Origin of the sequence: Streptomyces bambusae (assembly GCF_020532645.1) — a bacterium.
GTDB classification, from domain to species: domain Bacteria; phylum Actinomycetota; class Actinomycetes; order Streptomycetales; family Streptomycetaceae; genus Streptomyces; species Streptomyces bambusae.
The window spans coordinates 16,136-40,197 of sequence record NZ_JAJAUZ010000037.1 but is presented as its reverse complement, the minus strand read 5'-3'; the positions used below and the strand labels follow the sequence as shown (position 1 = coordinate 40,197).

Annotated in this window: 23 protein-coding genes and 1 tRNA gene; 9 read left to right on the top strand and 15 right to left on the bottom strand. The window is 72.2% G+C overall.

Features of this window, described 5'->3' with window-relative positions; all coding sequences use genetic code 11:
- The first annotated feature begins 49 nt into the window (after positions 1-49).
- Positions 50-910 carry a spermidine synthase gene (locus LG634_RS23990; RefSeq protein ID WP_226736133.1) on the top strand — a complete coding sequence of 287 codons (861 nt, stop codon included), beginning with the start codon at positions 50-52 and terminating at the stop codon, positions 908-910.
- Positions 911-963: 53 nt separating this feature from the next.
- Here the strand turns inward: LG634_RS23990 and LG634_RS23985 are convergent, their stop codons facing one another.
- Entirely contained in the window at positions 964-1,530 is a 567-nt protein-coding gene (locus LG634_RS23985) for a hypothetical protein (protein WP_226736131.1), read from the bottom strand.
- Between the two features lie 79 nt (positions 1,531-1,609).
- Here LG634_RS23985 and LG634_RS23980 point away from each other — a divergent pair, with 79 nt between their 5' ends.
- The 4 genes from LG634_RS23980 to LG634_RS23965 all read left to right on the top strand — a co-directional run bounded on the left by LG634_RS23980 (position 1,610) and on the right by LG634_RS23965 (position 4,650).
- Complete coding sequence (locus tag LG634_RS23980; protein ID WP_226736130.1) at positions 1,610-2,299, top strand: response regulator transcription factor; 690 nt, start codon at positions 1,610-1,612, stop codon at positions 2,297-2,299.
- Between the two features lie 67 nt (positions 2,300-2,366).
- Positions 2,367-3,782 (top strand): sensor histidine kinase, encoded by a 1,416-nt coding sequence (locus LG634_RS23975; RefSeq protein ID WP_226736193.1) that lies wholly within the window; start codon positions 2,367-2,369, stop codon positions 3,780-3,782.
- Between the two features lie 64 nt (positions 3,783-3,846).
- Positions 3,847-4,011, top strand: a complete 165-nt coding sequence (locus LG634_RS23970) for a DUF5993 family protein (protein WP_226736128.1) — start codon at positions 3,847-3,849, stop codon at positions 4,009-4,011.
- A gap of 3 nt (positions 4,012-4,014) precedes the next feature.
- Positions 4,015-4,650 carry a disulfide bond formation protein B gene (locus tag LG634_RS23965; protein WP_226736126.1) on the top strand — a complete coding sequence of 212 codons (636 nt, stop codon included), beginning with the start codon at positions 4,015-4,017 and terminating at the stop codon, positions 4,648-4,650.
- Positions 4,651-4,746: 96 nt separating this feature from the next.
- On the opposite strand, the gene LG634_RS23960 is transcribed toward LG634_RS23965, so the two are convergent.
- Genes LG634_RS23960 through LG634_RS23945 form a run of 4 tightly spaced genes read right to left on the bottom strand, consistent with a single transcriptional unit; the run spans position 4,747 to position 9,229 of the window.
- Positions 4,747-6,087 (bottom strand): GH1 family beta-glucosidase, encoded by a 1,341-nt coding sequence (locus LG634_RS23960; protein ID WP_226736124.1) that lies wholly within the window; start codon positions 6,085-6,087, stop codon positions 4,747-4,749.
- On the bottom strand, positions 6,084-6,908 hold the full coding sequence (locus LG634_RS23955) for a carbohydrate ABC transporter permease (protein WP_226736122.1): 825 nt from the start codon (positions 6,906-6,908) through the stop codon (positions 6,084-6,086). The genes LG634_RS23960 and LG634_RS23955 overlap by 4 nt, the downstream gene beginning before the upstream one ends.
- Positions 6,905-7,897 (bottom strand): carbohydrate ABC transporter permease, encoded by a 993-nt coding sequence (locus tag LG634_RS23950; protein ID WP_226736120.1) that lies wholly within the window; start codon positions 7,895-7,897, stop codon positions 6,905-6,907. The genes LG634_RS23955 and LG634_RS23950 overlap by 4 nt, the downstream gene beginning before the upstream one ends.
- A 6-nt stretch (positions 7,898-7,903) precedes the next feature.
- A complete protein-coding gene (locus LG634_RS23945; protein WP_226736118.1) occupies positions 7,904-9,229 on the bottom strand; it encodes an ABC transporter substrate-binding protein in 1,326 nt (441 codons plus the stop codon).
- Between the two features lie 99 nt (positions 9,230-9,328).
- Between LG634_RS23945 and LG634_RS23940 the strand changes: the two genes are divergently transcribed.
- Positions 9,329-10,366, top strand: a complete 1,038-nt coding sequence (locus tag LG634_RS23940; RefSeq protein ID WP_226736116.1) for a LacI family DNA-binding transcriptional regulator — start codon at positions 9,329-9,331, stop codon at positions 10,364-10,366.
- 82 nt (positions 10,367-10,448) lie between these two features.
- Here the strand turns inward: LG634_RS23940 and LG634_RS23935 are convergent.
- From LG634_RS23935 to LG634_RS23920, 4 genes are all read right to left on the bottom strand, one after another.
- Positions 10,449-10,521: transfer RNA gene (locus LG634_RS23935), tRNA-His, on the bottom strand.
- 126 nt (positions 10,522-10,647) lie between these two features.
- On the bottom strand, positions 10,648-11,250 hold the full coding sequence (gene orn, locus LG634_RS23930; RefSeq protein WP_226736114.1) for an oligoribonuclease: 603 nt from the start codon (positions 11,248-11,250) through the stop codon (positions 10,648-10,650).
- A gap of 83 nt (positions 11,251-11,333) precedes the next feature.
- Positions 11,334-12,503 carry a helix-turn-helix domain-containing protein gene (locus tag LG634_RS23925; protein ID WP_226736112.1) on the bottom strand — a complete coding sequence of 390 codons (1,170 nt, stop codon included), beginning with the start codon at positions 12,501-12,503 and terminating at the stop codon, positions 11,334-11,336.
- Positions 12,504-12,880: 377 nt separating this feature from the next.
- Positions 12,881-13,072: a hypothetical protein gene (locus tag LG634_RS23920; RefSeq protein ID WP_308072648.1), complete on the bottom strand. Its 192-nt coding sequence runs from the start codon at positions 13,070-13,072 to the stop codon at positions 12,881-12,883.
- 424 nt (positions 13,073-13,496) lie between these two features.
- Here LG634_RS23920 and LG634_RS23915 point away from each other — a divergent pair, with 424 nt between their 5' ends.
- Together LG634_RS23915 and LG634_RS23910 are read left to right on the top strand one after the other, a co-directional pair.
- Positions 13,497-14,024 (top strand): universal stress protein, encoded by a 528-nt coding sequence (locus tag LG634_RS23915; RefSeq protein WP_226736110.1) that lies wholly within the window; start codon positions 13,497-13,499, stop codon positions 14,022-14,024.
- A 98-nt stretch (positions 14,025-14,122) separates the two neighbouring features.
- Positions 14,123-14,686 (top strand): GPR1/FUN34/YaaH family transporter, encoded by a 564-nt coding sequence (locus LG634_RS23910; RefSeq protein ID WP_226736108.1) that lies wholly within the window; start codon positions 14,123-14,125, stop codon positions 14,684-14,686.
- Between the two features lie 82 nt (positions 14,687-14,768).
- On the opposite strand, the gene glmS is transcribed toward LG634_RS23910, so the two are convergent.
- On the bottom strand, positions 14,769-16,586 hold the full coding sequence (glmS, locus tag LG634_RS23905) for a glutamine--fructose-6-phosphate transaminase (isomerizing) (protein WP_226736106.1): 1,818 nt from the start codon (positions 16,584-16,586) through the stop codon (positions 14,769-14,771).
- A gap of 65 nt (positions 16,587-16,651) precedes the next feature.
- Positions 16,652-16,927 carry a hypothetical protein gene (locus LG634_RS23900; RefSeq protein WP_030008735.1) on the bottom strand — a complete coding sequence of 92 codons (276 nt, stop codon included), beginning with the start codon at positions 16,925-16,927 and terminating at the stop codon, positions 16,652-16,654.
- Positions 16,928-17,108: 181 nt separating this feature from the next.
- Between LG634_RS23900 and LG634_RS23895 the strand changes: the two genes are divergently transcribed.
- Positions 17,109-18,722, top strand: a complete 1,614-nt coding sequence (locus tag LG634_RS23895) for a beta-N-acetylhexosaminidase (RefSeq protein ID WP_226736104.1) — start codon at positions 17,109-17,111, stop codon at positions 18,720-18,722.
- Between the two features lie 134 nt (positions 18,723-18,856).
- Here LG634_RS23895 and LG634_RS23890 read toward each other — a convergent pair whose 3' ends face one another.
- The 4 genes from LG634_RS23890 to LG634_RS23875 are packed head-to-tail and all read right to left on the bottom strand — an operon-like array spanning position 18,857 to position 24,021.
- A complete protein-coding gene (locus LG634_RS23890) occupies positions 18,857-20,668 on the bottom strand; it encodes an IucA/IucC family protein (RefSeq protein ID WP_226736102.1) in 1,812 nt (603 codons plus the stop codon).
- Positions 20,665-21,252, bottom strand: a complete 588-nt coding sequence (locus LG634_RS23885; RefSeq protein ID WP_226736100.1) for a GNAT family N-acetyltransferase — start codon at positions 21,250-21,252, stop codon at positions 20,665-20,667. The genes LG634_RS23890 and LG634_RS23885 overlap by 4 nt, the downstream gene beginning before the upstream one ends.
- Positions 21,249-22,559: a lysine N(6)-hydroxylase/L-ornithine N(5)-oxygenase family protein gene (locus LG634_RS23880; protein ID WP_226736098.1), complete on the bottom strand. Its 1,311-nt coding sequence runs from the start codon at positions 22,557-22,559 to the stop codon at positions 21,249-21,251. Before LG634_RS23880 ends, LG634_RS23885 begins: the two co-directional genes overlap by 4 nt.
- Positions 22,543-24,021, bottom strand: coding sequence for a pyridoxal phosphate-dependent decarboxylase family protein (locus LG634_RS23875; protein WP_226736096.1), 1,479 nt, complete (start codon positions 24,019-24,021; stop codon positions 22,543-22,545). The genes LG634_RS23880 and LG634_RS23875 overlap by 17 nt, the downstream gene beginning before the upstream one ends.
- Positions 24,022-24,062: the final 41 nt, after the last annotated feature.

Genomic DNA, 24,062 nt, shown 5'->3' with positions numbered 1-24,062 from the left:
CCGGGCCACTGCCGGAGCCGGCCCGCCGCGCAGCGGCGATAATGGCCGGATGGCAAAGGGCAGGCGTGGCCGAATATCCTCCGAGGCCGTCGTCGCACAGGTGGACGGCGGTCTGGCCGAGCTGGAGCCGGACCGGGAGCGGACCGGCGCCCGGACCCTGCTGATCGACGGCGCCCCGCAGTCCCACGTGGACCTCGACGACCCGACGTGCCTGGACTTCGCGTACCAGCGGCGGATCGGGCACGTCATCGACCTCGCGGCCCCCGCCCGGCAGCCGCTGAACGTGGTCCACCTCGGCGGCGGCGCCTTCACCCTGGCCCGCTACACCGCGGCCACCCGGCCCCGCTCCACCCAGCAGGTCGTGGAGATCGACGCCCGCCTGGTGGCCTTCGTACGGGAGCACCTGCCGCTCGATCCGCAGGCCCGCATCCGGGTCCGCACGACGGACGCCCGGGCCGGGCTCGCCAAGGTGCCCGACGGCTGGGCGGACCTCGTGATCGCCGACGTGTTCAGCGCCGCCCGCACCCCCGCGCACCTGACCAGCGCCGAGTTCCTGGACGACGTACGGCGGGCGCTGTCGCCCACCGGCTGGTACGTGGCCAACCTCGCGGACGGGCCGCCGCTCGCGCACCTGCGCGGCCAGATCGCCACCGCCGCCACCCGGTTCGAGGCGCTGGCGCTTGCCGCCGACCCGGTCGTCTTCCGGGGGAAACGATTCGGCAATGCCGTGCTCGTGGCGGCCGACCGGGAGCTGCCGGTCGCCGAGCTGACCCGGCGGGTGGCGAGCGACCCGCACCCGGGCCGGGTCGAACACGGCCGCGCGCTGGCCGACTTCACCGGCGGCGCGAGCGCGGTCACCGACGCCTCGGCGGCCGCCTCGCCGGCCCCGCCGCCGTCGGTGTTCCGGTGAAACGTTTCAGCTGACCCTTCCGCCGGATCTTCCGCCGACGTGCCCCGCCGTTCTCAGCGCTCGTCGACCTCGATCGCCGGCGCGTGGTCGTGCCACGTGCAGAACACGTTCACCTCGCGCCCGTCGCGCGTGAACGTCACCCGGATCCAGAACTCCTGCTTCCACACCTGCATCCGCCAGCCCGGCGCCGGCGTCGCCGACACCAGCTCCGCCGAGGACGCGCCCAGGTCGAACGCCACCCGGCCGCCCGCCACCGTACGGCTCTCCACCGAACCGGAGCCCGTGCCCCGCGCCCCGGACCGCTTCGCCCCGGACCGCCCGCCCGCGGACCCCGACGGCCCGGGAGCGGCCGCCGACGACACGGCCGGCGACGGCTCGCGCGACGGCGGCACGGACGGCGAGGGCGGCGCGGCCGACGGCGCCGGCCCCACCGGGAACGACGGCGGGGCACCGCGCTGCGTCGACGAGGACAGCGGCCGGTCCGCCGAGGACAGCGGCAGCGCACGCGGCGGGTCGTACGCCGTCCCCGCCATCACCGTGTGCACCCCCCACCACGACAGGGTCACGGCCGCACCCGTCGCCAGGGACCACGCCAGCGCGTGGACAAGTCCTCGTCTCATCGGGGGACATACTGCACCACCGCCCCAGAACCCGTCCCGGCGCCCGTACGGGTCCCCCGCATGGCGTACGGTGCCGCCCATGGCAAGTGTGCTCGTGGTCGAGGACGACCAGTTCGTACGATCCGCCCTCATCCGGCACCTCAGCGAGGCCGCGCACACCGTGCGCAGCGTCGGCACGGCCCTCGAAGCCCTGCGCGAGGTCGCGCACTTCCGCTTCGACGTGGTCGTGCTCGACCTGGGCCTGCCCGACCTCGACGGGGCCGAGGCGCTGAAGATGCTGCGCGGGATCACCGACGTGCCCGTGATCGTCGCCACCGCCCGCGACGACGAGGCCGAGATCGTCCGGCTGCTCAACGACGGCGCCGACGACTACCTGACGAAACCGTTCTCCGTGGAGCACCTCTCGGCCCGCATGGCCGCCGTGCTGCGCCGTTCCCGGTCCGTCGCCGGGGCCGAGCCGCCGTCCCGGGTGCTGCGCGTCGGCGGCCTGGCCATCGACCCGCTGCGCCGCTCCGCCGAGCTGGACGGGACCGTACTGGACCTGACCCGGCGGGAGTTCGACCTGCTGACCTTCCTCGCCGGCCGGCCCGGCGTGGTCGTCCCGCGCAAGGAGCTGCTCGCCGAGGTCTGGCAGCAGTCGTACGGCGACGACCAGACCATCGACGTCCACCTGTCCTGGCTGCGCCGCAAGCTGGGCGAGACCGCCGCGAACCCCCGCTACCTGCACACCCTGCGCGGGGTGGGCGTGAAGCTGGAACCCCCGCAGTGAGCCGCCGGTGAGGACGCCCGAAGGGAGCGGCCGGCGGGCCGGGGCGGGCCGGGACGGCGGTGGGCCGATGCGGTGGGCGCTGGTCCGGGTCTGCCTGGCCGTCACCACCATGGTGGTCCTCGCGTTCGCCGTGCCGCTGGGCCTGGTCGTCCAGGAGATGGCCCGCGACCGGGCCGTGTCCAACGCCGAACGGCAGGCCGCGGCCATCGGCCCGACCCTGTCGATCACCACCGACCGCCGCCAGCTCGCCCGCGCCGTCGCCTCCACGCAGATGGGTGCGGCCGGCCGGATGGCCGTGCACGTGCCGGCGGTGGCCGCCGATCCCGGCGCCGGGGTGCCGGGCAGCGGGCCGGTGGACATCGGCGCCGGCTGGGCCGGCGAGCGGGCCGTCGCCGACACCCGGCAGCTGGGCCGGGCCACCACCGTCGGCCTCGGCGGCGGTGCGTCCGTGCTGCTCCAGCCCACCGCCCTCGGCTCCGGCGGCATCGCCGTCGTGGAGATCCTCATCCCGGAGGGCGAGGTCAGCAACGGGGTGGCCACCGCCTGGCTGGTGCTCGCCGGCGTCGGCGCCGCCCTGATCGTCGGCTCGGTGGCGGTCGCGGACCGGCTCGGCGTCCGGATGGTCCGCCCCGCCCGGCGGCTGGCCGACGCGGCCCAGCAGCTCGGCGAAGGGCGGCTGGGGGCACGGGTCCCGGAGGACGGGCCCAAGGAACTCCGCTCGGCGGCCGCCGCGTTCAACTCGATGGCCGACCAGGTCGTGGAACTCCTCGCCAACGAGCGGGAACTCGCCGCCGACCTCTCGCACCGGCTGCGCACCCCGCTCACCGTGCTCCGGCTCAACGCCGCCTCGCTCGGCGACGGCCCGGCCGCCGAGCAGACCCGCGCGGCGGTGGAGCAGCTGGAGCGCGAGGTGGACACGATCATCCGCACCGCCCGCCAGCAGCGGCCGCAGGCCGGCCAGCCCGGCGCGGGTGCCGGCTGCGACGCCTCCGAGGTGATCCGCGAGCGGATGGCGTTCTGGTCGGCGCTGGCCGAGGACGAGGGCCGGGAGGTCCGGCTGGCCGGCGTGGACCGCACGGTGCGGGTCCCGGTGGCCCGGCCCGAACTGGCCGCCGCCCTGGACGCGATGCTCGGCAACGTGTTCCGGCACACCCCCGAGGGCACCCCCTTCGCGGTGGACGTCCACGACGCCGGCGAGGCCGTGATCGTGCTGGTCTCGGACGCCGGTCCGGGCATCGCCGACCCCGACGCGGCGCTGCGCCGCGGCAACGACGGGGACCGCGACGGCTCCACCGGTCTGGGCCTGGACATCGTCCGCCGGGTGGCCGAGGCCACCGGCGGGGACGTGCGCATCGGGCGGTCGGTGCTCGGCGGCACCGAGGTGCGGGTGTGGATCGGCCCGGACGGACGGAGCCGGGCGGGGGAGCGGGCGCGGCGCGGCCACCGCGGGGCGGTCCGGCGCCGGAAACGGGCATCGGCGTAGTCGGGACCGGGGCGCGGGCGCGCCTCATGGGGCGTATGTCCTGATCTGGGTACCGTCCGGGCTCATGGACACCCTCATCTTCGGCGGCATCCTCGCCACACTGCTGGCCGTCTACCGGCAGGCGTCCAGGACGGTCGTCCTGGGAGCCTGGTTCGTCATGCTCGTCGCCGTGATCCTGCTGATGGCCCACCACATCACCAGCAGCCTCGCCCTCGACCTGAGCTACTGACCCATGGCGATGAACAGCATCCTCCCCGACGCCGCCCCGATCGCGGGCGGCGTCCTGGGGCGGGTCCAGTACTGGTTCGCGTGCTTCTTCGCCGTCGGCTGGACGGGTGTGGTGTGCGGCGGGCTCTACTACCAGTTCGTCGAGTGGGAGTACCCGTGCCCGCTGTGCATCGTCCAGCGGATGTTCATGCTGCTGGCCGCCATCGGCGCCGGGGTGATCGTCCGGCGCGGCATGGACGGCACGGTCTCGGGCCGCGACTACATGATGGGCTGGGGCCTGTCCCTGGTCGCCGTCATGGCCGGCTCCTTCGCCTCCTGGCGGCAGACGATGCTGCACATCCTGCCCGGCGACAAGGGGTACGGCAGCGAGGTCTTCGGCCTCCACCTGTACGTGTGGGCGTGGATCCTCTTCTCCGCCTCCGTCGTCGCGATCGGCATCGTGCTCGCGTTCGCGCACTCGACCGCGGACCGGGCGCTGCCGCCCTCGTACCGGCTGCCGGGGCAGCTCGTGCTCGGCTTCCTCGGCGTGGTGATCGCGATCAACGTGGTCGCCGTGTTCTTCGAGGAGGGCTTCCACTGGTTCCTCCCGGACGACCCGACCCGCTACGAACTCCTCTACGACCTGGGGATCCTGGACTGACCCGGACCCCGCCCGGACCCCGCCGCGCACCGGGCCTGTCCGGGTGAGGCGGTGCGCGGACGGGGGCCCGCCGGCGTTCGCACCGGCGGGCCCGTCTCAGGAGGCCGGGGGCAGGGCGCCGGTGCGGGCCAAGTCCGCGTACCAGCGGGCGCTGGAGCGGGGCGTGCGGACCTGCGTGCCGTAGTCGACGTGGACGATGCCGAACCGCTTCGCGTAGCCGTAGGACCACTCGAAGTTGTCCATCAGCGACCAGAGGTAGTACCCCTCCACGGGCGCGCCGTCCGCCAGGGCACGGTGGACGGCCGACAGGTGCGCGTGCAGGTAGGAGATGCGGGCCGGATCGTGCAGGTCGGCGGTGAAGGCCGCGCCGTTCTCCGTCACCAGCAGGGGCAGCCCCGGCGCCTCCCGGGTGAAGCGCATCAGCAGGTCGTACAGGCCCGTGGGATCGATCGACCAGGCCATGTCGGTCAGCTCGCCGGGCGGCTGGTGGAAGGCCACCCCGTCGGCGGCCGGCCAGGGGGAGTGGGCGGAGGCGCCGTGCCCGTCGGACCGCGGGCCGCCGGATGCCGCCGACACCACCGCCGGCGTGTAGTAGTTCACGCCCAGGAACGACAGCGGCTGGTGGATCAGGGCCTCGTCGCCGGGGCGCACGAAGGACCAGTCGGTCAGCTCCGCGGTGTCCGCCAGCAGGTCCTGCGGGTAGCCGCCGTGCAGCAGCGGGCCCGTGAAGATGCGGTTGGCCAGCGCGTCGATGCGGCGCTGCGCGTCCAGATCGGCCGCCGAATCCGTCAGTGGCCGCACCGCGCTCGGATTGAGCGCGATCCCCGCCCGGGAGCCCGCCGGCAGGGCCCGGACGGCCAGCCCGTGGGCCAGGTTCAGGTGGTGCGCCGCCTTCAGCGCATCCGCCGGAGACGTCCGGCCGGGCGCGTGCACCCCCGAGGCGTAGCCCAGGAAGGCGCTGCACCACGGCTCGTTGAGGGTCGTCCACAGCGACACCCGGTCGCCCAGCACCCGCGCCACCGTGTCCGCGTACGTGGCGAAGGCGTACGCGGTCTCCCGCACCGGCCAGCCGCCCGCCTGTTCCAGATGCTGCGGGAGGTCCCAGTGGTACAGCGTCAGGCACGGCTCGATGCCCCGCGCGAGCAGTGCGTCCACCAGCCGGTCGTAGAAGCCGATGCCGCCGGCCAGCACCCGCGGCCACGACACCGAGAACCGGTACGAACCGAGGTTGAGCTCCGACATCAGCCGCACGTCCTGCTGCCAGAGCCGGACGTGGTCGGCGGCGACGTCACCCGTGTCGCCCGCCGCCACCTTCCCCGGCGTACGGCAGAAGGAGTCCCAGATCGACGGGCCGCGGCCGTCCGCCGCCCCCTCGATCTGGAAGGCCGCGGTGGCCGCACCCCAGAGGAATCCGGGCGGAAACTGAATCGCTGTCATCCCTTGACGGCTCCCTGCATGATGCCGCCGACGATCTGGCGGCCGAAGAGGACGAAGACCAGGAGGAGGGGAAGGGTGCCGAGCAGCGCGCCGGCCATGATGACCGACTGGTCCGGGATGTAGCCCCGGCCCAGGCCCGTCAGGGCCACCTGCACGGTCGGGCTGCCGTTCTGCGTCAGCGCGATCACCGGCCAGAAGAAGTCGTTCCAGGCCATGACGAAGGTCAGCATCCCGAGCACCGCCATCGCCGGGCGGGCCACCGGGAACACCACGTGCCAGACCACCCGGAGCGAACTCGCCCCGTCCACCCGCGCGGCCTCCACCAGCTCCGCCGGCAGGGCCTGGGCCAGGTACTGGCGCATGAAGAACACACCGAACGCCGAGACCAGCGCGGGCAGCACCACCGCCTGCAACCGGTCCGTCCAGGACAGCTCCGCGATCATCATGTACAGCGGGACCACGCTCAGCTGCGGCGGCACCAGCATCGTGCCGATCACCAGCATGAGCAGCAGCCGCCGGCCGCGGAACCGCAGCCGGGCGAACGCGAAGCCGGCCAGCGTGGAGAACACCACCGTGCCGGCCGCGACCGTGCCGGCCACCACGGCCGTGTTCAGCAGCGCCGTGCCCATGTTGGCGTCCGTCCACGCGACGGACAGGTTCCGGCCCAGGTTGCCGCCGAACCAGAACGGCGGCGGGGTCTGCGCCAGCCGCGTGTTGCTCCGCGACGCCGCAACGGCCGTCCACAGCAGGGGGAAAAGGGACCCGAGGGTGAAGAGGCCGAGGACCACGTAGGTCAGCCGGCCCGCCCGGAGCGCTCTCACCGGCCCTCACCCCGACCCCGCAGCAGCCGGGCCAGCCCGCCGACCAGCACCAGGATCAGGAACATCGCCCAGGCGATCGCCGACGCCCGCCCCAGGTGCAGGTTCACCCAGCCCTGCTCGTACAGGTACAGCCCCAGGGTCTGGAACTGGTGGTCGGACCCGCCGGTCGCCCCCGCGCCCCCGTTGAACAGCAGCGGCTCACCGAACAGCTGGGTCGCCCCGATCGTCGAGACCACGCACGTGAACAGGATCGTGGGACGCAGCGAGGGAACGGTGACGTGCAGGAACTGCCGGAACCGCGAGGCCCCGTCCAGCTCCGCCGACTCGTACAGCTCGTGCGGCACCGCCTGCATCGCCGCCAGGTAGATCAGGGCGTTGTAGCCCGTCCACCGCCAGATCACGATCGTCGACACCGCCAGCTGGCTCGCGAACGTGCCGTTCTGCCAGTCCACGGCATCGAACCCGGCCAGCCCCAGCACCCAGTTGACCATCCCGTGGTCCCGGCCGAAAAGCAGCACGAACACCAGCGTCGCCGCCGCCACCGACGTCGCGTACGGGGTGAGCACCGCCACCCGGAAGAACGCCGAGCCGCGCAGCCGGTAGTTCAGCAGGTGCGCCAGGCCCAGCGCGATCAGCAGTTGCGGGACCGTGGACAGCAGCCCGATCGTCACCGTGTTGCGCAGCGCGTTCCAGAAGAACTCGTCACTCAGCAGCCGGGTGAAGTTCCGCGCCCCCACCCACCGCATCGTGTCCGGATCGGTCAGCTCCACCTGGTGCAGCGCCGCCCAGCCCGTGTACAGCAGCGGGAACAGCCCGAAGGCCGCGAAGAACAGGAAGAACGGCGCCACGAACGCGTACGGGCTCCAGCGCAGGTCCCACCGGTAGCGCCGGGACCGCCAGGCCCCGGCCCGGTCCCCCGCCCGCACCGCGCGGGCGGGGAGCACCGCCGCCGGGGCGGCGGACTCGTCGGTCAGAGAGGTCTCGGCCATCCCCGGTCACTGGTCCAGCGCGTTGTCGATCGCCTTCACCGCGGCCTGCCAGCCCTGCTCCGGCGTACGGCCCTTCTGGTCCACCTGGAGCATGCCGACGTCGGCCAGGTTCTGCGCGATCACCAGGTCCTTGGGGCCGACGGTCTGCACGGGCACGCCCTGCGCGGCCTTCGCGAAGATCTCGCCGATCGGCGCGCCGCCGAAGTACGCGTGCTTCGCCCCCGACACCGCCGGCAGCGCGTACGCGGCCTGCGCGCTCGGGAAACTGCCCCGCTTCTCGAACAGCCGGGCCTGCTGCGCCGGCGCGGTCAGCCAGGCGGCCAGCTTCGCCGCCTCCGCGGAGTGCCGGCCCGCCTTCGGCACCACGAGGAACGAGCCGCCCCAGTTGCTCGGCCGCGGGGCCTGCGCCACGTCCCACTTGTCCCGCCCGGCCGGACCCGCCTTGTCCTGGATGTAGCCGAGCATCCAGGCCGGGCAGGACACCGTCGCGAAACCGCCGTTGGCGAAGCCCTGGTCCCAGCCGGGGGTGAACTGCTGGAGCTTCGCGCTCAGCCCGCCGGTGGCGAACGCGGCCGCCAGGTCGAAGGCACTGCGGACCGCCGGGTTCGACTTGTAGACGACCTTGCCGTCGGCGTCGTAGAACCGCCGGGCACTGCTGCCGGTGACGGCCGCCATCACCCCCGACGCCGAGTCGACGAACGGCTTGCCCGCGCCCGCCTTCGCCCGGTACTGCCGGCCCACCTCCAGATAGCGCTTCCAGTCGCCCGCCCACAGCGCACCCACCGCGGCCCGGTCCGTGGGCAGCCCGGCCGCGGCGAACAGGTCCTTGCGGTAGCAGATGCCCTGCGGGCCGACGTCGGTGCCGAGGCCCACCGTCCGCCCGTCGCGGGCCGTGCCCTGCGCCCACTTCCACGGCAGGAACGCCGACCGGTCCACACCCGGCGCCGTGCCCAGGTCCACCAGCTTGTCGGCCTGCGTGGCGGTGATCTCCGCGATGTTGTTGACCTCCACCGCCTGGATGTCGGCCAGGCCGCTGCCGGCGCCCAGGTGGGTGAGGAGCTGCGGGTAGTAGTTCTCGTTCCGCTCGATCGAGGTCTGCTTGATCACGACGCCCGGGTTCGCCGCCATGTACTCGTCGTAGAGCCCGGCCTCCTTGAGGCCGAAGGCCCCGAAGACCCCCACCGTGAGGGTGGTCTTCCCCTTGCCGCCGGCCGTTCCCCGGTCCTCGGGGCCCTCCGGGTCGGAGGCGCACCCGGCGAGCAGCAGGGCGGCTCCGAGGGCGGCGGCGAGGGACGTGCGGAGAGCTGTACCGGGACCTGTTCTGGCGCGCATGGGCTTCTCCCTGAAGGGCTGACGTGCCGAGTGTCGTGTGCCACAGTGTGGGAGCGCTCCCACACCCGTCAAGAGGTAGATTCCAGGAGGGAGGAAGCCATGAATGGTCGTGGGCGCAGCGGGGGACGGCCGACCCTCGAGGAAGTGGCGGCGCGGGCGGGGGTGGGCCGCGGCACCGCGTCCCGGGTGATCAACGGGTCGTCCCGGGTCAGCGAGCACACCAGGGCCCTGGTCGAGGCCGCCGTCGCCGAACTCGGCTACGTGCCCAACCGCGCGGCCCGGGCGCTCGCCGCCAACCGGACCGACGCCATCGCCCTCGTCGTCCCCGAGCCGGAGTCCCGCTTCTTCGCCGAGCCGTACTTCTCGGACGTGCTGCGCGGGGTCGGCGCGGCGCTCGCCGAGACCGACATGCAGCTGCTCCTCACCCTGGCCGGCAGCGACCGGGAGCGCCGCCGGCTGGCCCAGTACCTGGCCGCGCACCGGGTGGACGGGGTCCTGCTGGTGTCCGTGCACGCCGACGACCCGCTGCCGGAGCTGCTGGAGGAGCTCGGCATCCCCGCCGTGATCACCGGCCGCCGGTCCGCCGACGAGCCGCTGGCCTGTGTGGACTCCGACAACCTGGAGGGCGCCCGGGCGGCCGTCCGGCACCTCCTGGGCCGCGGCCGCCGGGCCATAGCCACCATCACCGGCCCGCTGGACGTGTACGGCGCCCAGTGCCGCCTCGACGGCTACCGGCAGGCGCTGGCGGCCGCCGGAGCGGCCCCGGACGAGGGGCTGACGGCGGTGGGCGACTTCACCGAGGAGGGCGGCGGCCGGGCCATGGCGGAGCTGCTGGAGCGCCGCCCGCAGCTGGACGCGGTGTTCGCGGCCTCCGACGTGATGGCCGCGGGCGCCCGCCAGGTGCTGCGGGCCGCCGGCCGCCGGATACCGCAGGACGTGGCCCTGGTCGGCTTCGACGACTCGGTGGTGGCCCGGCACATGGACCCGGCGCTGACCAGCGTGCGCCAGCCGATCGAGGAGATGGGCCGGACCATGACCCGGGTGCTGCTGGAGCAGATAGCCCGCGGCCCGGCGGCCCCCGGCGAGCGGCCGCGGATCGTCCTCCCCACGGAGCTGGTCGTACGGGAGTCCACGTAGGGCCGACAGGCCCTGGCGGGGCGGCGGGGCCGGAAACGGCGAGGGCCCCGGTCCGCTTCCGCGTACCGGGGCCCTCGTGCAGGGTGAGTGACGGGACTCGAACCCGCGGCCACCTGGACCACAACCAGGTGCTCTACCAACTGAGCTACACCCACCATGTCCGGTCGGAACTCCGACCGGCCGAGGAAAAGAGTACAGGGTCCGGGCGGGTGCTCGCTCCTCCGTTTCCCCGCGGCCCTTCTCCCCGGGGCCGCCGGACGGGTGTCAGGCGGCCGCCGACGCTATTCGGCGGGCAGTACGTGCCGGGCGGCGATGGTCTTCGCGGTGTCCGAGTCCGGTCCGGGCTGGGGCACGAAGACGGCCTCGCGGTAGTAGCGCAGCTCCGCGATGGATTCCCTGATGTCGGCGAGGGCGCGGTGGTTGCCGTTCTTCGGCGGGCTGTTGAAGTACGCCCGCGGGTACCAGCGCCGGGCCAGCTCCTTGACCGAGGACACGTCCACGATCCGGTAGTGGAGGTGGCGCTCCAGGGCGGGCATGTCGCGGGACAGGAAGCCGCGGTCGGTGCCGACCGAGTTCCCGCACAGCGGGGCCTTGCCCGGCTCCTTGACGTGCTCGCGGATGTACGCGAGGACCCGCGCCTCGGCGTCCTCCAGGGTGGTCCCGCCGGCCAGCTCGTCGAGCAGACCGGAGGCCGTGTGCATCTCGCGCACCACGTCGGGCATCTGGTCCAGCGCGCCCTCCGGCGGCCGGATCACGATGTCCACGCCGTCGCCGAGCACGTTGAGCTCCGAGTCGGTGACCAGTGCGGCCACCTCGATAAGTGCGTCGTCCGTCAGCGAGAGCCCGGTCATCTCGCAGTCGATCCACACCATGCGATCGTTCATGGCCCCCACCCTATGGGAGGTCCCGCGGATCGTACGTCGACAGATCCGCGGGACCTCGGCTCATCCGGGCGTGGCGGCGACCGCTACGCGTGCTCCCGCAGCGCCCGGCCGGGCGCGTACAGCTCCGTCACGGACGGACCGCTGGCCGCGAGGGCCGCCGCCGTCCGCTGGGGCTGCGGGGTGCGCTGGTGCGGCACCGGACCGCCCGGCAGGTCCGACACCGGGACGTCGGCCTGCGGCCGCCGGGCCCGGTACGCGGACCGGTAGGCGGCCGGGGAGGACCCCAGCTGCCGCCGGAAGTGGCCGCGCAGCGCGACCGGCGAGCGGAAGCCGCACCGGCCGGCGACCTCGTCGACCGAGTAGTCGGAGGTCTCCAGCAGCCGCTGTGCCTGGAGCACCCGCTGGGTGATCAGCCACTGCAGCGGCGCGCTGCCGGTCAGCGAACGGAACCGCCGGTCGAACGTGCGCCGGCTCATGTACGCCCGGGCCGCCAGCGTCTCCACGTCGAACTGCTCGTGGAGGTGCTCCAACGCCCAGGCGACCACCTCGGCCAGCGGGTCGGCGCCGATCTCCTCCGGCAGCGACCGGTCGAGGTAGCGCTCCTGGCCGCCGGTGCGGCGCGGCGGCACGACCAGCCGGCGGGCCAGTGCTCCGGCCGCCTCGCTGCCGTGGTCCGTGCGCACGATGTGGAGGCACAGATCGATTCCGGCCGCGGTGCCCGCGGACGTCAGTACGTCGCCGTCGTCCACGAACAGCTCGCGCGGGTCGACATGGACGGACGGGTACCGCTTGGCCAGCGTCGGCGCGTACATCCAGTGCGTCGTGGCGGGCCGGCCGTCGAGCAGTCCGGCGGCGGCGAGCACGAAGGCACCCGTGCACAGTCCGACGATCCGGGCGCCCTCCTCGTGCGCCAGACGCAGTGCGTCCAGCGCCTCCGGCGGCGGCGGTGAAGTGATGGACCGCCAGGCCGGGACGACGACGGTGCCCGCGCGGGCGATCGCCTCCAGGCCGTACGGCGCGGAGAGTTCGAGCCCGCCGGTGGTCCGGAGCGGCCCTTCCTCGCCGGCGCACACCAGCAGTCGGTAGCGTGGAACTCCTGCGTCCTGCCGGTCAATGCCGAACACAGAGAGTGGAATGGAACTCTCGAAAATCGGACCGCCGCTGAAGAGCAGCACCGCGACAATCTCCCTGCGGCGGCGCCCCGCGAGCTTTCGTCCCGCGTCCGCGATGACGGCGGTGGAATCCTGGCTCATGGCGCTAAGCCCCCCTTGGGTGTCGCGACTCCTTGGTCTGGTCGCACCTGCACGTTTCCCCTCGGCCTTGCACGTGGTTCCCCCGCCGTAAAAACATGATCGAATCTACTGCGTCGCGTGCTGTCGGCGTGACAAGTTCAGCACGCACCGCTATGTCGACTTGGCAACTTGGCGTGAAGCATTCGATCAGGAAGCGTTCCATTACGCGACCTTGGTGGGAAGCTCGCCGGACCCGGGTGGCCTGTACGCATCGGGTCCAGACCCCCCTCCTGGGCCGTCGTCGCTGGTGGTGGGGGGGTTGGGTGGACATTCCGCCAAGGGTTGTGCTCGGACGTGAAGTTGGCTGAAAACCTACGTTGTGCGGGTGTGCGAACCAGTCAGCCCTGCGGGGGCCGGGAGTGCCGGCCCCGCGCGACGGCCGGCGGCTCGGCCGCGAGCACCCGGGCGGCGGAGCGCTCCGTCTTCTCCGCGTGCCGCAGCATGATGCGGCACGCGGTGGTGACGGCGACCAGTCCCAGAGTGGCCACGGCGGCTCCGCCGAATGACGTGCCGTACACCACGAGCACCACGGGGACGAGGATGCAGCTGAAGGCTGCCCACCGGACGACCTCGCCGGCCGGGTCCCCGGAAGGGTGAACCGGATGCGGGGTCGTGGGCGACTGGACGGGGTGAACCGGATGACCGGGCACGGAGTGCTCCCTGCGGGCTCTTCCTGGGCAGTCGGACTCTTGTCCAACGCGGGCCGCCCGGACTCGGTCACTCTTCCAAAGGGTGGGTCGTCACTGACCGTAGGGGGCTCCGGGCATTGCCAAGGAGGCCCGGCTCCGGCATGCTCCGGGGGACGCTCTCCCAAGGGCGGCGGGCCCTGTGCAGGAGAGGAGTGTCGCCGTACCCTTGGGGGTATGGGCTTGGGAAGATGCTTCCCGGACATAGCCCCGGACAGCACCGTCACCCTCTGTTGCCTCTCCAAGGACTTTCTTCGCCGAGACATCCATGGCCGGTCACGAATTCCACGAACCCGCGGACCGCAAGCGCAAGCAGGTCGCCGACCCCGCGTCGGACCTCCGAGCGGTCGAAGAGGCACGCCATCCCTGCGACCCGGCCTTCCGGCACGGCGTCGTCGTCGGATTCGACGGTTCCACATCCAGTGAGCGGGCGCTCGCGTACGCCATCGGCATGGCCCGCCGCTCCGGATCCGGCCTGATCATCGTCCATGTGGCGAACCGGCTGCCCACCACGGTGTGGGCCGGCTGCGAGCCGCCCGTCTTCGTCGACGTGCCGGACCACCGCACCGAGGTGCTGGGGCTGGAACTCGCCTGTGCCGACTACCTGTCCGAGGTCCCCTGGATCCTCGTCGAGCGGGGCGGCGACATCTGCCACGAGCTGGAGGAGGTCGGCCGCGAGTACTCGGCCGACGCCATCGTGGTCGGCTCCACCCACGGCATCGTCGGCCGGATCTTCGGCTCCGTCGCCGGCCGGCTGGCCAAACGCGCACAGCGACCGGTCGTTGTCATCCCGTGACCGAATTCGCGATGCTTGGCCGGTTGTGGCGGGTTGTGAAGGGTACATAAAAGTCGCTGGACGACAGCCAAACAACTGCAGATCGAAGGGAGCCCGCCGTGGACAACGAAGTCTCCGCGGGAAACACTGCCTCCATCTCGACCCTGGGCCACGTCGCTCTCGGTCTCACCCTTCTCGCGATCGGTCTCGGCCAGACCGGCGTCCTCGACGGCGTCGGTGCCGGGGACGCGGTCACTCTCGCCAAGTACGTCGGCGGCGGCGCGCTGTTCCTGCTCGGGCTGCTGGAGTTCCGGGGCGGGAACGGCTTCAACGGCACCGCGTTCGCCGGTATCGGAGCCTTCTTCTACACGTGGGCCGCGGGCAGTGGCGGAAACGCTTCTGCGGACGCCGCGGGCCTGTTCATGGTGCTGTTCGCCCTCCTCGCGCTCACCCTGGCCATGGGGGCGTCGAGCGGGCTCTTCGGGCAGGGGATGTACGCCCTGCTGTGCCTGTCCCTCCTGCTGACCGGCATCGGGTCGTTCGCGGACACCGGCGGTCTGGTGAAGGCCGGCGGCTGGGTGGCCGCGGTGACCGGCCTGCTCGCCTGGTACGGCGCGACGGCGGCGCTGGCCCACTGGCCGATGGCGTTCGGCAAGGTCCGCGGCGGAGCGGTCGCGGCCTGACGGCAGGCGTGAAACGGACGGCCCCCCGTGCGGGATGCACGGGGGGCCGTCCGGCGTTCCGGAGCGTTCCGGGAGGCGTCGACTACTCGACGGTCACGGACTTCGCCAGGTTGCGCGGCTTGTCGATGTCCCGGCCCAGGGCCAGGGCGGTGTGGTACGCCAGCAGCTGGAGCGGGATGCCCATGAGGATCGGGTCCAGCTCGTCCTCGTTCTTCGGCACGACGATGGTGTGGTCGGCCTTCTCCTGCGGGGCGTGGGCGACCGCGAGGATGCGGCCGCTGCGGGCCTTGATCTCCTCCAGGGCGGCGCGGTTCTTCTCCAGCAGGGAGTCGCCGGGGACGATCGCGACGGTCGGCATGGCCGGCTCGATGAGGGCGAGCGGGCCGTGCTTGAGCTCGGAGGCGGGGTAGGCCTCGGCGTGGATGTAGGAGATCTCCTTCAGCTTGAGGGAGGCCTCCAGGGCGACCGGGTAGCCGCGGACCCGGCCGATGAACATCATCGACTTGGCGTCGGCGTACTCGGCGGCCAGCTTCTTGATGTCCTCTTCGCCGTCCAGGATCTCCTGGATCTGGGCGGGGAGCTTGCGCAGGCCCTCGATGATCCGCTTGCCGTCGGCGACCGACAGGTCGCGGATCCGGCCCAGGTGCAGCGCGAGCAGCGCGAAGGCGGTCACGGTGTTGGTGAAGCACTTGGTGGAGACCACGCAGACCTCCGGGCCGGCGTGCACGTACACGCCGCCGTCGGCCTCGCGGGCGATGGCGGAGCCGACCACGTTGACCACGCCGAGGACGCGGGCGCCCTTGCGCTTGAGCTCCTGCACCGCGGCGAGCACGTCGTACGTCTCACCCGACTGGGAGACGGCGACGTACAGGGTGTCGGGGTCCACGACCGGGTTGCGGTAGCGGAACTCGGAGGCCGGCTCGGCGTCGGCGGGGATGCGGGCCAGGCCCTCGATGAGGGAGGCGCCGATCATGCCCGCGTGGTACGAGGTGCCGCAGCCGAGGATCTTCACGCGGCGGATGCCGCGGGCCTCGCGGGCGTCGAGGTTCAGGCCGCCCAGGTGCACGGTGGAGAACTTCTCGTCGATCCTGCCGCGCAGCACGCGGTCGACCGCGTCGGGCTGCTCGGAGATCTCCTTGTGCATGTACGTGTCGTGGCCGCCCATGTCGTAGGAGGCGGCCTCCCACTCGACGGTCTCGGGGGTCGCGGTGGTGCGGGTGCCCGAGGTCGTGTAGGTGCGGAAGTCGTCGGCCTTCAGGGTGGCCATCTCGCCGTCGTCGAGGGTGACGACCTGGCGGGTGTGGGCGATCAGCGCGGCCACGTCGGAGGCGACCAGCATCTCCTTCTCGCCGATGCCGAGGATGACCGGGGAGCCGTTGCGGGCCACGACGATGCGGTCGGCGAAGTCGGAGTGCATCACGGCGATGCCGTACGTGCCCTCGATCTGCTTGACGGCCTCGCGGACCTTCTCCTCCAGGGAGTCGGCCTGGGAGCGGGCGACCAGGTGGGTGATGACCTCGGTGTCGGTCTCGGAGGCGAAGACCACGCCCTCGGCCTCGAGCTTGGCGCGCAGCTCGGCGGCGTTGTCGACGATGCCGTTGTGGACGACCGCGACCTTGTTCTCGGGGTCCAGGTGCGGGTGCGAGTTGACGTCGCTCGGGGCGCCGTGGGTGGCCCAGCGGGTGTGCGCGATGCCGGTGGTGCCGGCGAAGCGCTTGGGCACGCGGGACTCCAGCTCGCGGACCCGGCCCTTGGCCTTGACGACCTTGAGGGCCGGCGCCTTGGGGCTGTTCACGACGATGCCGGCGGAGTCGTAGCCGCGGTACTCCAGCCGCTGGAGGCCTTCCAGCAGCAGAGGCGCCACGTCACGCTTGCCGATGTAACCGACGATTCCGCACATAAGGTTGTTACCCCTCCTGAAGTTCCTGGGTGTGCCCCGGCCGTCCCGTCCGTGTCGCGGACGGTTCAGCCGTAGACGATGCGGCGCAGCTGCCGGAGGGACAGCTCCGGCGGCGCCACGGCGCGGTGCGGCAGTTCCGCCGCGATCCGCTCGAAGATCTCCGCGTTGACCGCTCCACCGGACTGCAGCTCCCGGTGGCGGCGGCGCACGAACTCCTCGGTCGTCTCGTCGAAGTACGCCAGCACGTCCAGCACCACCCGGGCGGCCTCACCGCGCTGCAGCGCGGTGCTGCGCACCAGGTGGTCCACGAGGTCGTCGTGAGACGGTCGGCGATCGAGCACCCGTAGATACTGAGGTGTCCACCCCTCGGAATGCAAGAATCCTGCCCGATTCCGGGCAGGATCAGCTTGGTGCAGACCAACGGAACCGAAGAATCCGGTCAGAACGCCCTCAGACGGGTCCGAATCTCCGGTCCGCCGCCCGGTCCGCCGCACCGGCCCGGAGATGGCCTATACCTGATGCATGCGACTTCTCCGCGCCCTGCGCCCCCTCGCCGCGCTGCTGGTCTGCGGTGCCCTCGCGGTCTCGTGCACCGAGGCGCGGAGCGCGGACTCCGCGAAGTCCGGCGGGCCCGCCGGGGTCGCCGGGGTCGCCGCGCTCTCCGCCCATGAGCGGATCGTCCCCGCGCCCGCGAGCACCGCCCCCGGCGGCCCCGGTTACACCCTCGGCCCCGGCACCGCCGTCCGCGCCACCGCCGGCTCCGCCGGGGCGAAGCGGGTGGCCGAACTGCTCGCCGAGGCCTGGCGGCCGGTCACCGGGCTGCCGCTGCCGGTCAGCGGCAGCGACGCCGGCACCGGCCGGGACGGCCTGCGGCTGCGGCTGGACGGGAACGCCGGCGCGTTCGGTGAGGAGGGCTACCGGCTGGAGGTCGACGAGGACGGTGCGGTGCTGACCGCCCACCGCCCGGCCGGGCTGTTCCGCGGCGCGCAGACCCTGCGCCAGCTGCTGCCCCCGGCCCGCGGCCCGTGGACGCTCGCCGGCGGCACGGTCACCGACACCCCCCGGTTCGGCTACCGCGGGGCGATGCTCGACGTCGCCCGCCACTTCTTCACCGTCGAGCAGGTGAAGAAGTACGTGGACCAGCTCGCCCTGTACAAGATCAACACGCTGCACCTGCACCTCACCGACGACCAGGGCTGGCGGATCGCCGTCGCCTCCCGGCCGCGGCTGGCCTCGTACGGCGGCGCCTCCGAGGTGGGCGGCGGGCCCGGCGGCCACTGGACCCAGGAGCAGTACCGGGACCTGGTGGCCTACGCCGGCGAGCGCTACATCGAGGTGGTCCCCGAGATCGACGTGCCGGGCCACACGAACGCGGCCCTCGCCTCGTACGCCGAGCTGAACTGCAACGGCATCGCGCCCGCCCGCTACACCGGCGTCAAGGTCGGCTTCAGCTCGCTGTGCGTGCCGAAGGAGGAGACGTACGCGTTCGTCGACGACGTGCTGCGGGAGATCGCGGCCCTCACCCCCGGCCGCTACCTGCACATCGGCGGGGACGAGGCCCACTCCACCAGCCGCACCGACTACCGCGCCTTCATGGACCGGGTCCAGCCGATGGTGGCGGACCGCGGCAAGACGGTCCTCGCCTGGCACCAGCTGACCGGGGCGCAGCCTGCCCCGGGCGCGGTGGTCCAGTACTGGGGCCACGACCGCACGACCGCCGCCGAGAAGGCCGCCGTCGCGGACGCGGCCCGGGCCGGCACCAAGGTGGTGCTGTCGCCCGCGGACCGCATCTACCTCGACATGAAGTACGACCGCGGCACCGTCATCGGCACGGCCTGGGCCGGGTACGTCCCGGTCCGCCGGGCGTACGAGTGGGACCCGGGCGCGTATCTGCCCGGCGTGCCCGAGGAGTCGGTGCTCGGGGTCGAGGCCCCGCTGTGGACCGAGACCGTCACCAACGGCCGCGAGCTGGAGCAGCTGGCCTTCCCGCGGGTGATCGGCGCGGCCGAGCTGGGCTGGTCGAAGGCCGCCGCCCTGGACTGGGACGCGTACCGGCTGCGGCTGGCCGCGCAGGGCCCGCGGCTGGACGCCCTCGGCGTCCGCTACTTCCGGGCGCCGGACGTGCCCTGGGAGTAGCCCCCCCGGGGCACCGGCGGGAAAAGGGGAGGGCGGGCGCACCTCCCGAGGGACCGTTTCGGGGAAAGGTGCGCCCGCCCTGGCAACTGCCGGCCGACGAGGGCCTGGTACGCCGGCCGGCGGTCTGGGGCGTCTCAGGAAGAGACGGCCCGGCGGCGCGCGAAGGGCGCGACCGGGTTCTTGAGCGTGCCGACCAGCTGGAGGGCGGCGGCCGGGTCGGACAGGTCGACCATCTGCTGGTTGTTGCGCAGCTGGAGCCGGTTGAGGCAGGACAGCTGGAACTCCTCGGCGAACAGGTCGTACCGCTCGAAGCGCTCCGCGAGCTGCGGCATCGACTCCTGGTAGGCGTGCCCGCAGTCGGCCACGGCCTGCCAGAACACGTCCTCCGCGCAGACCCCCTCGGACTCCAGCACCGAGCCGAGGAAGCGGAAGAAGCAGTCGAAGACGTCCGTGAAGACGGACAGCAGCTTCATGTCCTCCGGGATGTCGGCCCGGATCCGCTCGACCGCCGGCGGCAGGACCGCGTCCGGGTCCATGACGACGATCTCCTCGGCGATGTCCTTGAAGATCGCCCGCTTCACCACGCCGCCCTCGATGACGAGGATGGTGTTCTCGCCGTGCGGCATGTACGCGAGGTCGTACTGGTAGAAGCAGTGCAGCAGCGGGACCAGGTAGGCGCGCAGGTAGTGGCGCAGCCACTCGGCCGGGGTGAGGCCCGACTCCTCGATCAGGGCGCCGGCGAACGAGCGGCCCTCGGAGTCCACGTGCAGCAGCGCGGCCATGGTGGTCAGCCGCTCGCCGTCCTTCAGGGAGCCCACCGGGGACTCGCGCCACAGGGCGGCGAGCATCTTCCGGTACGGCGAGTAGCGGTCGGTGGCGGCCTCGAAGCGGAGGTTGCGGTAGCCGATGGCGGCCCGCTCGCGGATGATCGAGAAGTCCACGGACTGCAGGACCTCGTCACCCTCGATCAGCTGGTGCAGCCAGTCGTTGATGGCCGGGGTGGCCTCCATGTACGCGGCCGACAGGCCCCGCATGAAGCCCATGTTGATCACGGAGATCGCGGTCTTGACGTAGTGCTTCTCGGGCGCGCTCGTGTTGAAGAACGTCCGGATCGACTGCTGGGCCAGGTAGTCGTCGGTGCCCTCGCCGAGCAGGACCAGCCGGCGGTCCGCGATCTCGGCGGCGAAGGTGACGGTGGTCTTGTTCCACCACTGCCAGGGGTGCACCGGCAGCAGGTGGTAGTCCGCGAGGTCGAGGCCCTGGGCGGCCAGCTGCCGCCCGAAGCCGGCGACCGCCTCCTCGCCCAGCTCGGCCCGGACGAAGGACTCGTAGTCCAGTCCGGCGCCCGCGCTGAAGGCGGACACGTCGCGGTGGGCGGCGACCCAGACCAGCCGGACCGGGGCCGCGGCCTCGGGGGCGTACGCGAAGTACTCGTGGAGGCCGAAGCCGAGGCGGCCGTTGCTGGCCACGAAGCACGGGTGGCCCTCGGTCATGCCGGTCTCGATGTCCTGGAACGAGCCCTTGGCCAGCACCGCGGCCGGGGTCTGCTCCTTGGTGTACTTGAAGGCGTACCCGGACAGGGTGGAGGACAGCTCCTCCAGGTAGACCGGCAGCACCGCGGCGCTCAGGCCGACGGTCTCGCGCATCTCGACGTGGAAGTCGATGGCGTCGAGGGGCAGCTCGGCGCCGTCCCGGTGCCGGGTGATGGAGGCGCCGTCGACCGCCCAGTGGTCCAGCGCGTGCCGGGCGGCGCGGAAGCGGTACTCGACGGTGCCGTCGTCGCTGGTGACCGCGTAGCGGCCGTCGCCCAGCTCGGCGGGGGTCAGCAGGCGCTCGTGGGAGTACTCGGAGAGGGCCTTGCGGACCAGGTGGCGGTTGGCGCGGGCCCACAGCTCGGGGGAGAGGTGGGAGACGGCGCCGGCCAGGTCGGTGCGGGCGGCGGTCATATCGACACCTCCGTGGTGAGGCCGGTGGCGGCCTCGAACCGGGACCGGGTGCAGAAGGACAGCAGGGCCTTCTTCTCGGGCTTCTGGATCTCGCGCTCGGGTTCGAACCCGACGGCCTCGTTGAGGGCGTGTACGGCCTTGTTGGAGACGTCCGGCTCCACGACCACCCGGCGCACCGAGGGGTCGGCGAACAGGGCCGCCATCACCGTCGTGATCACGGCGCGGGTGAAGCCGTGCAGGGGGGTGTCGGTCGGGGCGACGAGGAAGTGCATGCCGACGTCCCCGGGCTCCGGGTCGTACAGGCCGACCAGCTCCAGCTCCGTGGGGTCGTACCGCTCCATCAGGAAGGCCGGGCGGCCCTCGTGGAGACCGATGAGGGCCTCGTGGTGCGGGTGCGCGTCGATCCGCGCGTACTCGGCCTCGACGTCCGGCAGTGACGCGTCCTGCATCATCCAGAACGCGGCCTTGGGGTGGGTGACCCAGCCGTGCAGCAGCTCGGCGTCCGCGTGGGGGTCGAGGGCGCGGATTTCGAACCGGCCGAGGGCCGCGTCCGTCCGGGCGTAGAGGAGGTCGGTGGTGCTCATGCGAGGGTGCCTTCCGGGGCTGCGAACTGCTGGAACGCGATGGACTTCTCCACCTTGTAGTACTCGCGGCCGAGGAGCTCGGCGACGAGGTACGCGTTGCGGTACGCGGCCATGCCCAGGTCGGGCGAGGTGATGGAGTGGTTGTGGGTGGTGCCGTTCTGCAGGAACACCCCGCGGCCGGTGACGTCGACGCTGTAGTTGCGCGCGGCGTCCAGGCGGCCGCGGCCGTCGACGTTCAGGCGGTCGGCGACCGGCTTCAGGAAGTCGGGGGTCGTGTACTTGTAGCCGGTGGCCAGGATCAGGCCCTCGGTGGCGAGGGAGAAGTCCCGCTCCTGCTCCTCCTGGCGCAGCCCCAGCGTGTACGTGCCCGTGGTGGTGTCGTACGCGGTGCTGTTGAGGGAGGTGTTGGTCAGCAGGGTGGTCGGGACCGGGCCCGGCATCCCCACCCGCTTCTGGTAGAGCAGGTCGAAGATGGCGTTGATGAGGTCGCCGTCGATGCCCTTGAAGAGGTTCTTCTGCGAGGTCTCCAGGCGGTAGCGGGTGTCCTCGGGGAGCGCGTGGAAGTAGTCCACGTACTCGGGCGAGGTCATCTCCAGCGTCAGCTTGGTGTACTCCAGCGGGAAGAACCGCGGGGAGCGGGTGACCCAGTTGAGCTGGTAGCCGTGGACGTCGATCTCCGACAGCAGCTCGTAGTAGATCTCCGCGGCGCTCTGGCCGCTGCCGATGAGGGTGATGGACTTCTTCCGCTGGAGCTCCGCCTTGTTCTGCACGTAGACGGAGTTGTGGACGAAGTCGCCGCCCAGGTCCTTGCACGCCGCCGGGACGTGCGGCCGGGTGCCGGTGCCGAGCACCAGGCGGCGGGCCCGGTGGGTGTCGCCGCGGTCGGTGTGGACCTCGTACAGCTCGGCCTGCTCGTCGTACGTCACCTCGGTGACGGAGGTCGAGTACAGGACGTTGTCGAGGCGGTCGGCGGCCCAGCGGCAGTAGTCGTTGTACTCGGTCCGCAGCGGGTAGAAGTTCTCCCGGATGTAGAACGAGTACAGCCGGTCCTTGTCCTTCAGGTAGTTCAGGAAGGAGAAGGGCGAGGTCGGGTCGGCGAGCGTGACCAGGTCCGACATGAAGGGGGTCTGGAGGTGCGCGCCCTCCAGGAACATCCCGGCGTGCCACTCGAAGTGCGGCTTCGACTCGATGAAGAGTCCGTCGAGCTCGTCGATCGGCGCGGTCAGGCAGGCGAGCCCCAGGTTGAAGGGCCCGAGCCCGATGGCGATGAAATCGTGCGGCGCGCGGGGCTCACGAGGCGTGGACAAGGGATTCTCCCAGGTACTGCTCGGCGTGTTCGGCGAGGAGGTCGAGGACGGCCGCGATGTCGGACGTCGTGGTCTGCGGGTTGAGGAGGGTGAACTTGAGGTAGTGGGCGCCGTCCACCTTGGTGCCGGCGACCACGGCCTCTCCCGAGGCGAAGAGGGCCTTGCGGGCGTGCAGGTTGGCCTGGTCGACCAGTTCCCAGTTGGCGCCGCCCTCGGGGACGTAGCGGAAGACCAGGGTGGACAGCCGGGGTTCGACGACGACCTCGAAGCGCGGGTCGGCGGCGAGCAGCTCGTGGCCGGCGGCGGCCAGGTCGCACACCTCGTCGAAGAGCTGTCCGATGCCGTCGGCGCCCATGACGCGCAGGGTCATCCACAGCTTGAGGGCGTCGAACCGGCGGGTGGTCTGGATGGACTTGTCGACCTGGTTCGGGATCCGCTCCTCCGCCATCCGGCGCGGGTTGAGGTAGTCCGCGTGGTACGTGGCGTGCTTGAGGGTGTCGCGGTTGCGGACCAGCACGGCGCTGGAGCTGACCGGCTGGAAGAACGACTTGTGGAAGTCGACGGTGACCGAGTCGGCCAGTTCGATGCCGGTCAGAAGGTGGCGGCGGGTGGGCGAGACCAGCAGTCCGCAGCCGTACGCGGCGTCCACGTGCATCCAGGCGGAGTACGCGGCGGCCAGGCCGGCGATCTCCGGGAGCGGGTCGATGGAGCCGAAGTCGGTGGTGCCGGCGGTGGCGACGACGGCCATCGGGAACAGGCCCTCGGCCTCGCAGGCCGCCAGCTCGCGGGCCAGGGCGTCGCTCTGCATCCGCTTCTTCTCGTCGACCGGGACGGTGACGACGGCCTCGTAGCCGAGGCCCAGCATGGCGGCCGACTTCTTCACGCTGAAGTGGCTGACCTCGGAGGTGAAGATGCGCAGCTTGGGCAGCAGCTCCGCCTTGGTGAGCTGCGGGTCGGCCTGCATGACGACCCGGCAGGCCTCGTCGCGGGCCAGCAGAAGGGCGTGGAAGTTGGACTGGCTGCCGCCGGAGGTGAACACGCCGTCGGCGGCGGCGCCGAAGCCGATGCGGCCGGTGGTCCAGTCGATGAGCCTGCGCTCGATCAGCGTGCCGCCGATCGACTGGTCCCAGGTGTCCAGCGAGGAGTTGACGGCCGACAGGACCGCCTCGCCGAGCACGGCCGGGATGACGACCGGGCAGTTGAGGTGGCCGAGGTAGCGCGGGGAGTGGAAGTACACCGCGTCCCGCAGGTACACGTCCTCCAGCTCGTCGAGGGCGGCGGAGGCGTCGGCGAGCGGGGTGTCGAGGTCGATGTCCGCGATGACCGGAGCGAGTTCGTCGACCGAGATGCCGGTGTGCGGCTTCCGGGTCGCCGCGAGTTTGGCAGCCACGCGCTCGACGCCCTCGATGACGGAACGCCGGTAGCTGTCCGCGGTGGTGTCGTTGAGCAGATGCGAACGCATCAGGAGTTCCTCCGGGCAGGGAGAGAGGGCGGGTGCGTGGT

Bases quoted from the DNA above. Each gene is read 5' to 3' on its own strand.
- LG634_RS23990 (WP_226736133.1), top strand. From the start codon at position 50: ATGGCAAAGGGCAGGCGTGGCCGAATATCCTCCGAGGCCGTCGTCGCA.
- LG634_RS23985 (WP_226736131.1), bottom strand. From the start codon at position 1,530: ATGAGACGAGGACTTGTCCACGCGCTGGCGTGGTCCCTGGCGACGGGT.
- LG634_RS23980 (WP_226736130.1), top strand. From the start codon at position 1,610: ATGGCAAGTGTGCTCGTGGTCGAGGACGACCAGTTCGTACGATCCGCC.
- LG634_RS23975 (WP_226736193.1), top strand. From the start codon at position 2,367: ATGCGGTGGGCGCTGGTCCGGGTCTGCCTGGCCGTCACCACCATGGTG.
- LG634_RS23970 (WP_226736128.1), top strand. From the start codon at position 3,847: ATGGACACCCTCATCTTCGGCGGCATCCTCGCCACACTGCTGGCCGTC.
- LG634_RS23965 (WP_226736126.1), top strand. From the start codon at position 4,015: ATGGCGATGAACAGCATCCTCCCCGACGCCGCCCCGATCGCGGGCGGC.
- LG634_RS23960 (WP_226736124.1), bottom strand. From the start codon at position 6,087: ATGACAGCGATTCAGTTTCCGCCCGGATTCCTCTGGGGTGCGGCCACC.
- LG634_RS23950 (WP_226736120.1), bottom strand. From the start codon at position 7,897: ATGGCCGAGACCTCTCTGACCGACGAGTCCGCCGCCCCGGCGGCGGTG.
- LG634_RS23945 (WP_226736118.1), bottom strand. From the start codon at position 9,229: ATGCGCGCCAGAACAGGTCCCGGTACAGCTCTCCGCACGTCCCTCGCC.
- LG634_RS23940 (WP_226736116.1), top strand. From the start codon at position 9,329: ATGAATGGTCGTGGGCGCAGCGGGGGACGGCCGACCCTCGAGGAAGTG.
- orn (WP_226736114.1), bottom strand. From the start codon at position 11,250: ATGAACGATCGCATGGTGTGGATCGACTGCGAGATGACCGGGCTCTCG.
- LG634_RS23925 (WP_226736112.1), bottom strand. From the start codon at position 12,503: ATGAGCCAGGATTCCACCGCCGTCATCGCGGACGCGGGACGAAAGCTC.
- LG634_RS23915 (WP_226736110.1), top strand. From the start codon at position 13,497: ATGGCCGGTCACGAATTCCACGAACCCGCGGACCGCAAGCGCAAGCAG.
- glmS (WP_226736106.1), bottom strand. From the start codon at position 16,586: ATGTGCGGAATCGTCGGTTACATCGGCAAGCGTGACGTGGCGCCTCTG.
- LG634_RS23895 (WP_226736104.1), top strand. From the start codon at position 17,109: ATGCGACTTCTCCGCGCCCTGCGCCCCCTCGCCGCGCTGCTGGTCTGC.
- LG634_RS23890 (WP_226736102.1), bottom strand. From the start codon at position 20,668: ATGACCGCCGCCCGCACCGACCTGGCCGGCGCCGTCTCCCACCTCTCC.
- LG634_RS23885 (WP_226736100.1), bottom strand. From the start codon at position 21,252: ATGAGCACCACCGACCTCCTCTACGCCCGGACGGACGCGGCCCTCGGC.
- LG634_RS23875 (WP_226736096.1), bottom strand. From the start codon at position 24,021: ATGCGTTCGCATCTGCTCAACGACACCACCGCGGACAGCTACCGGCGT.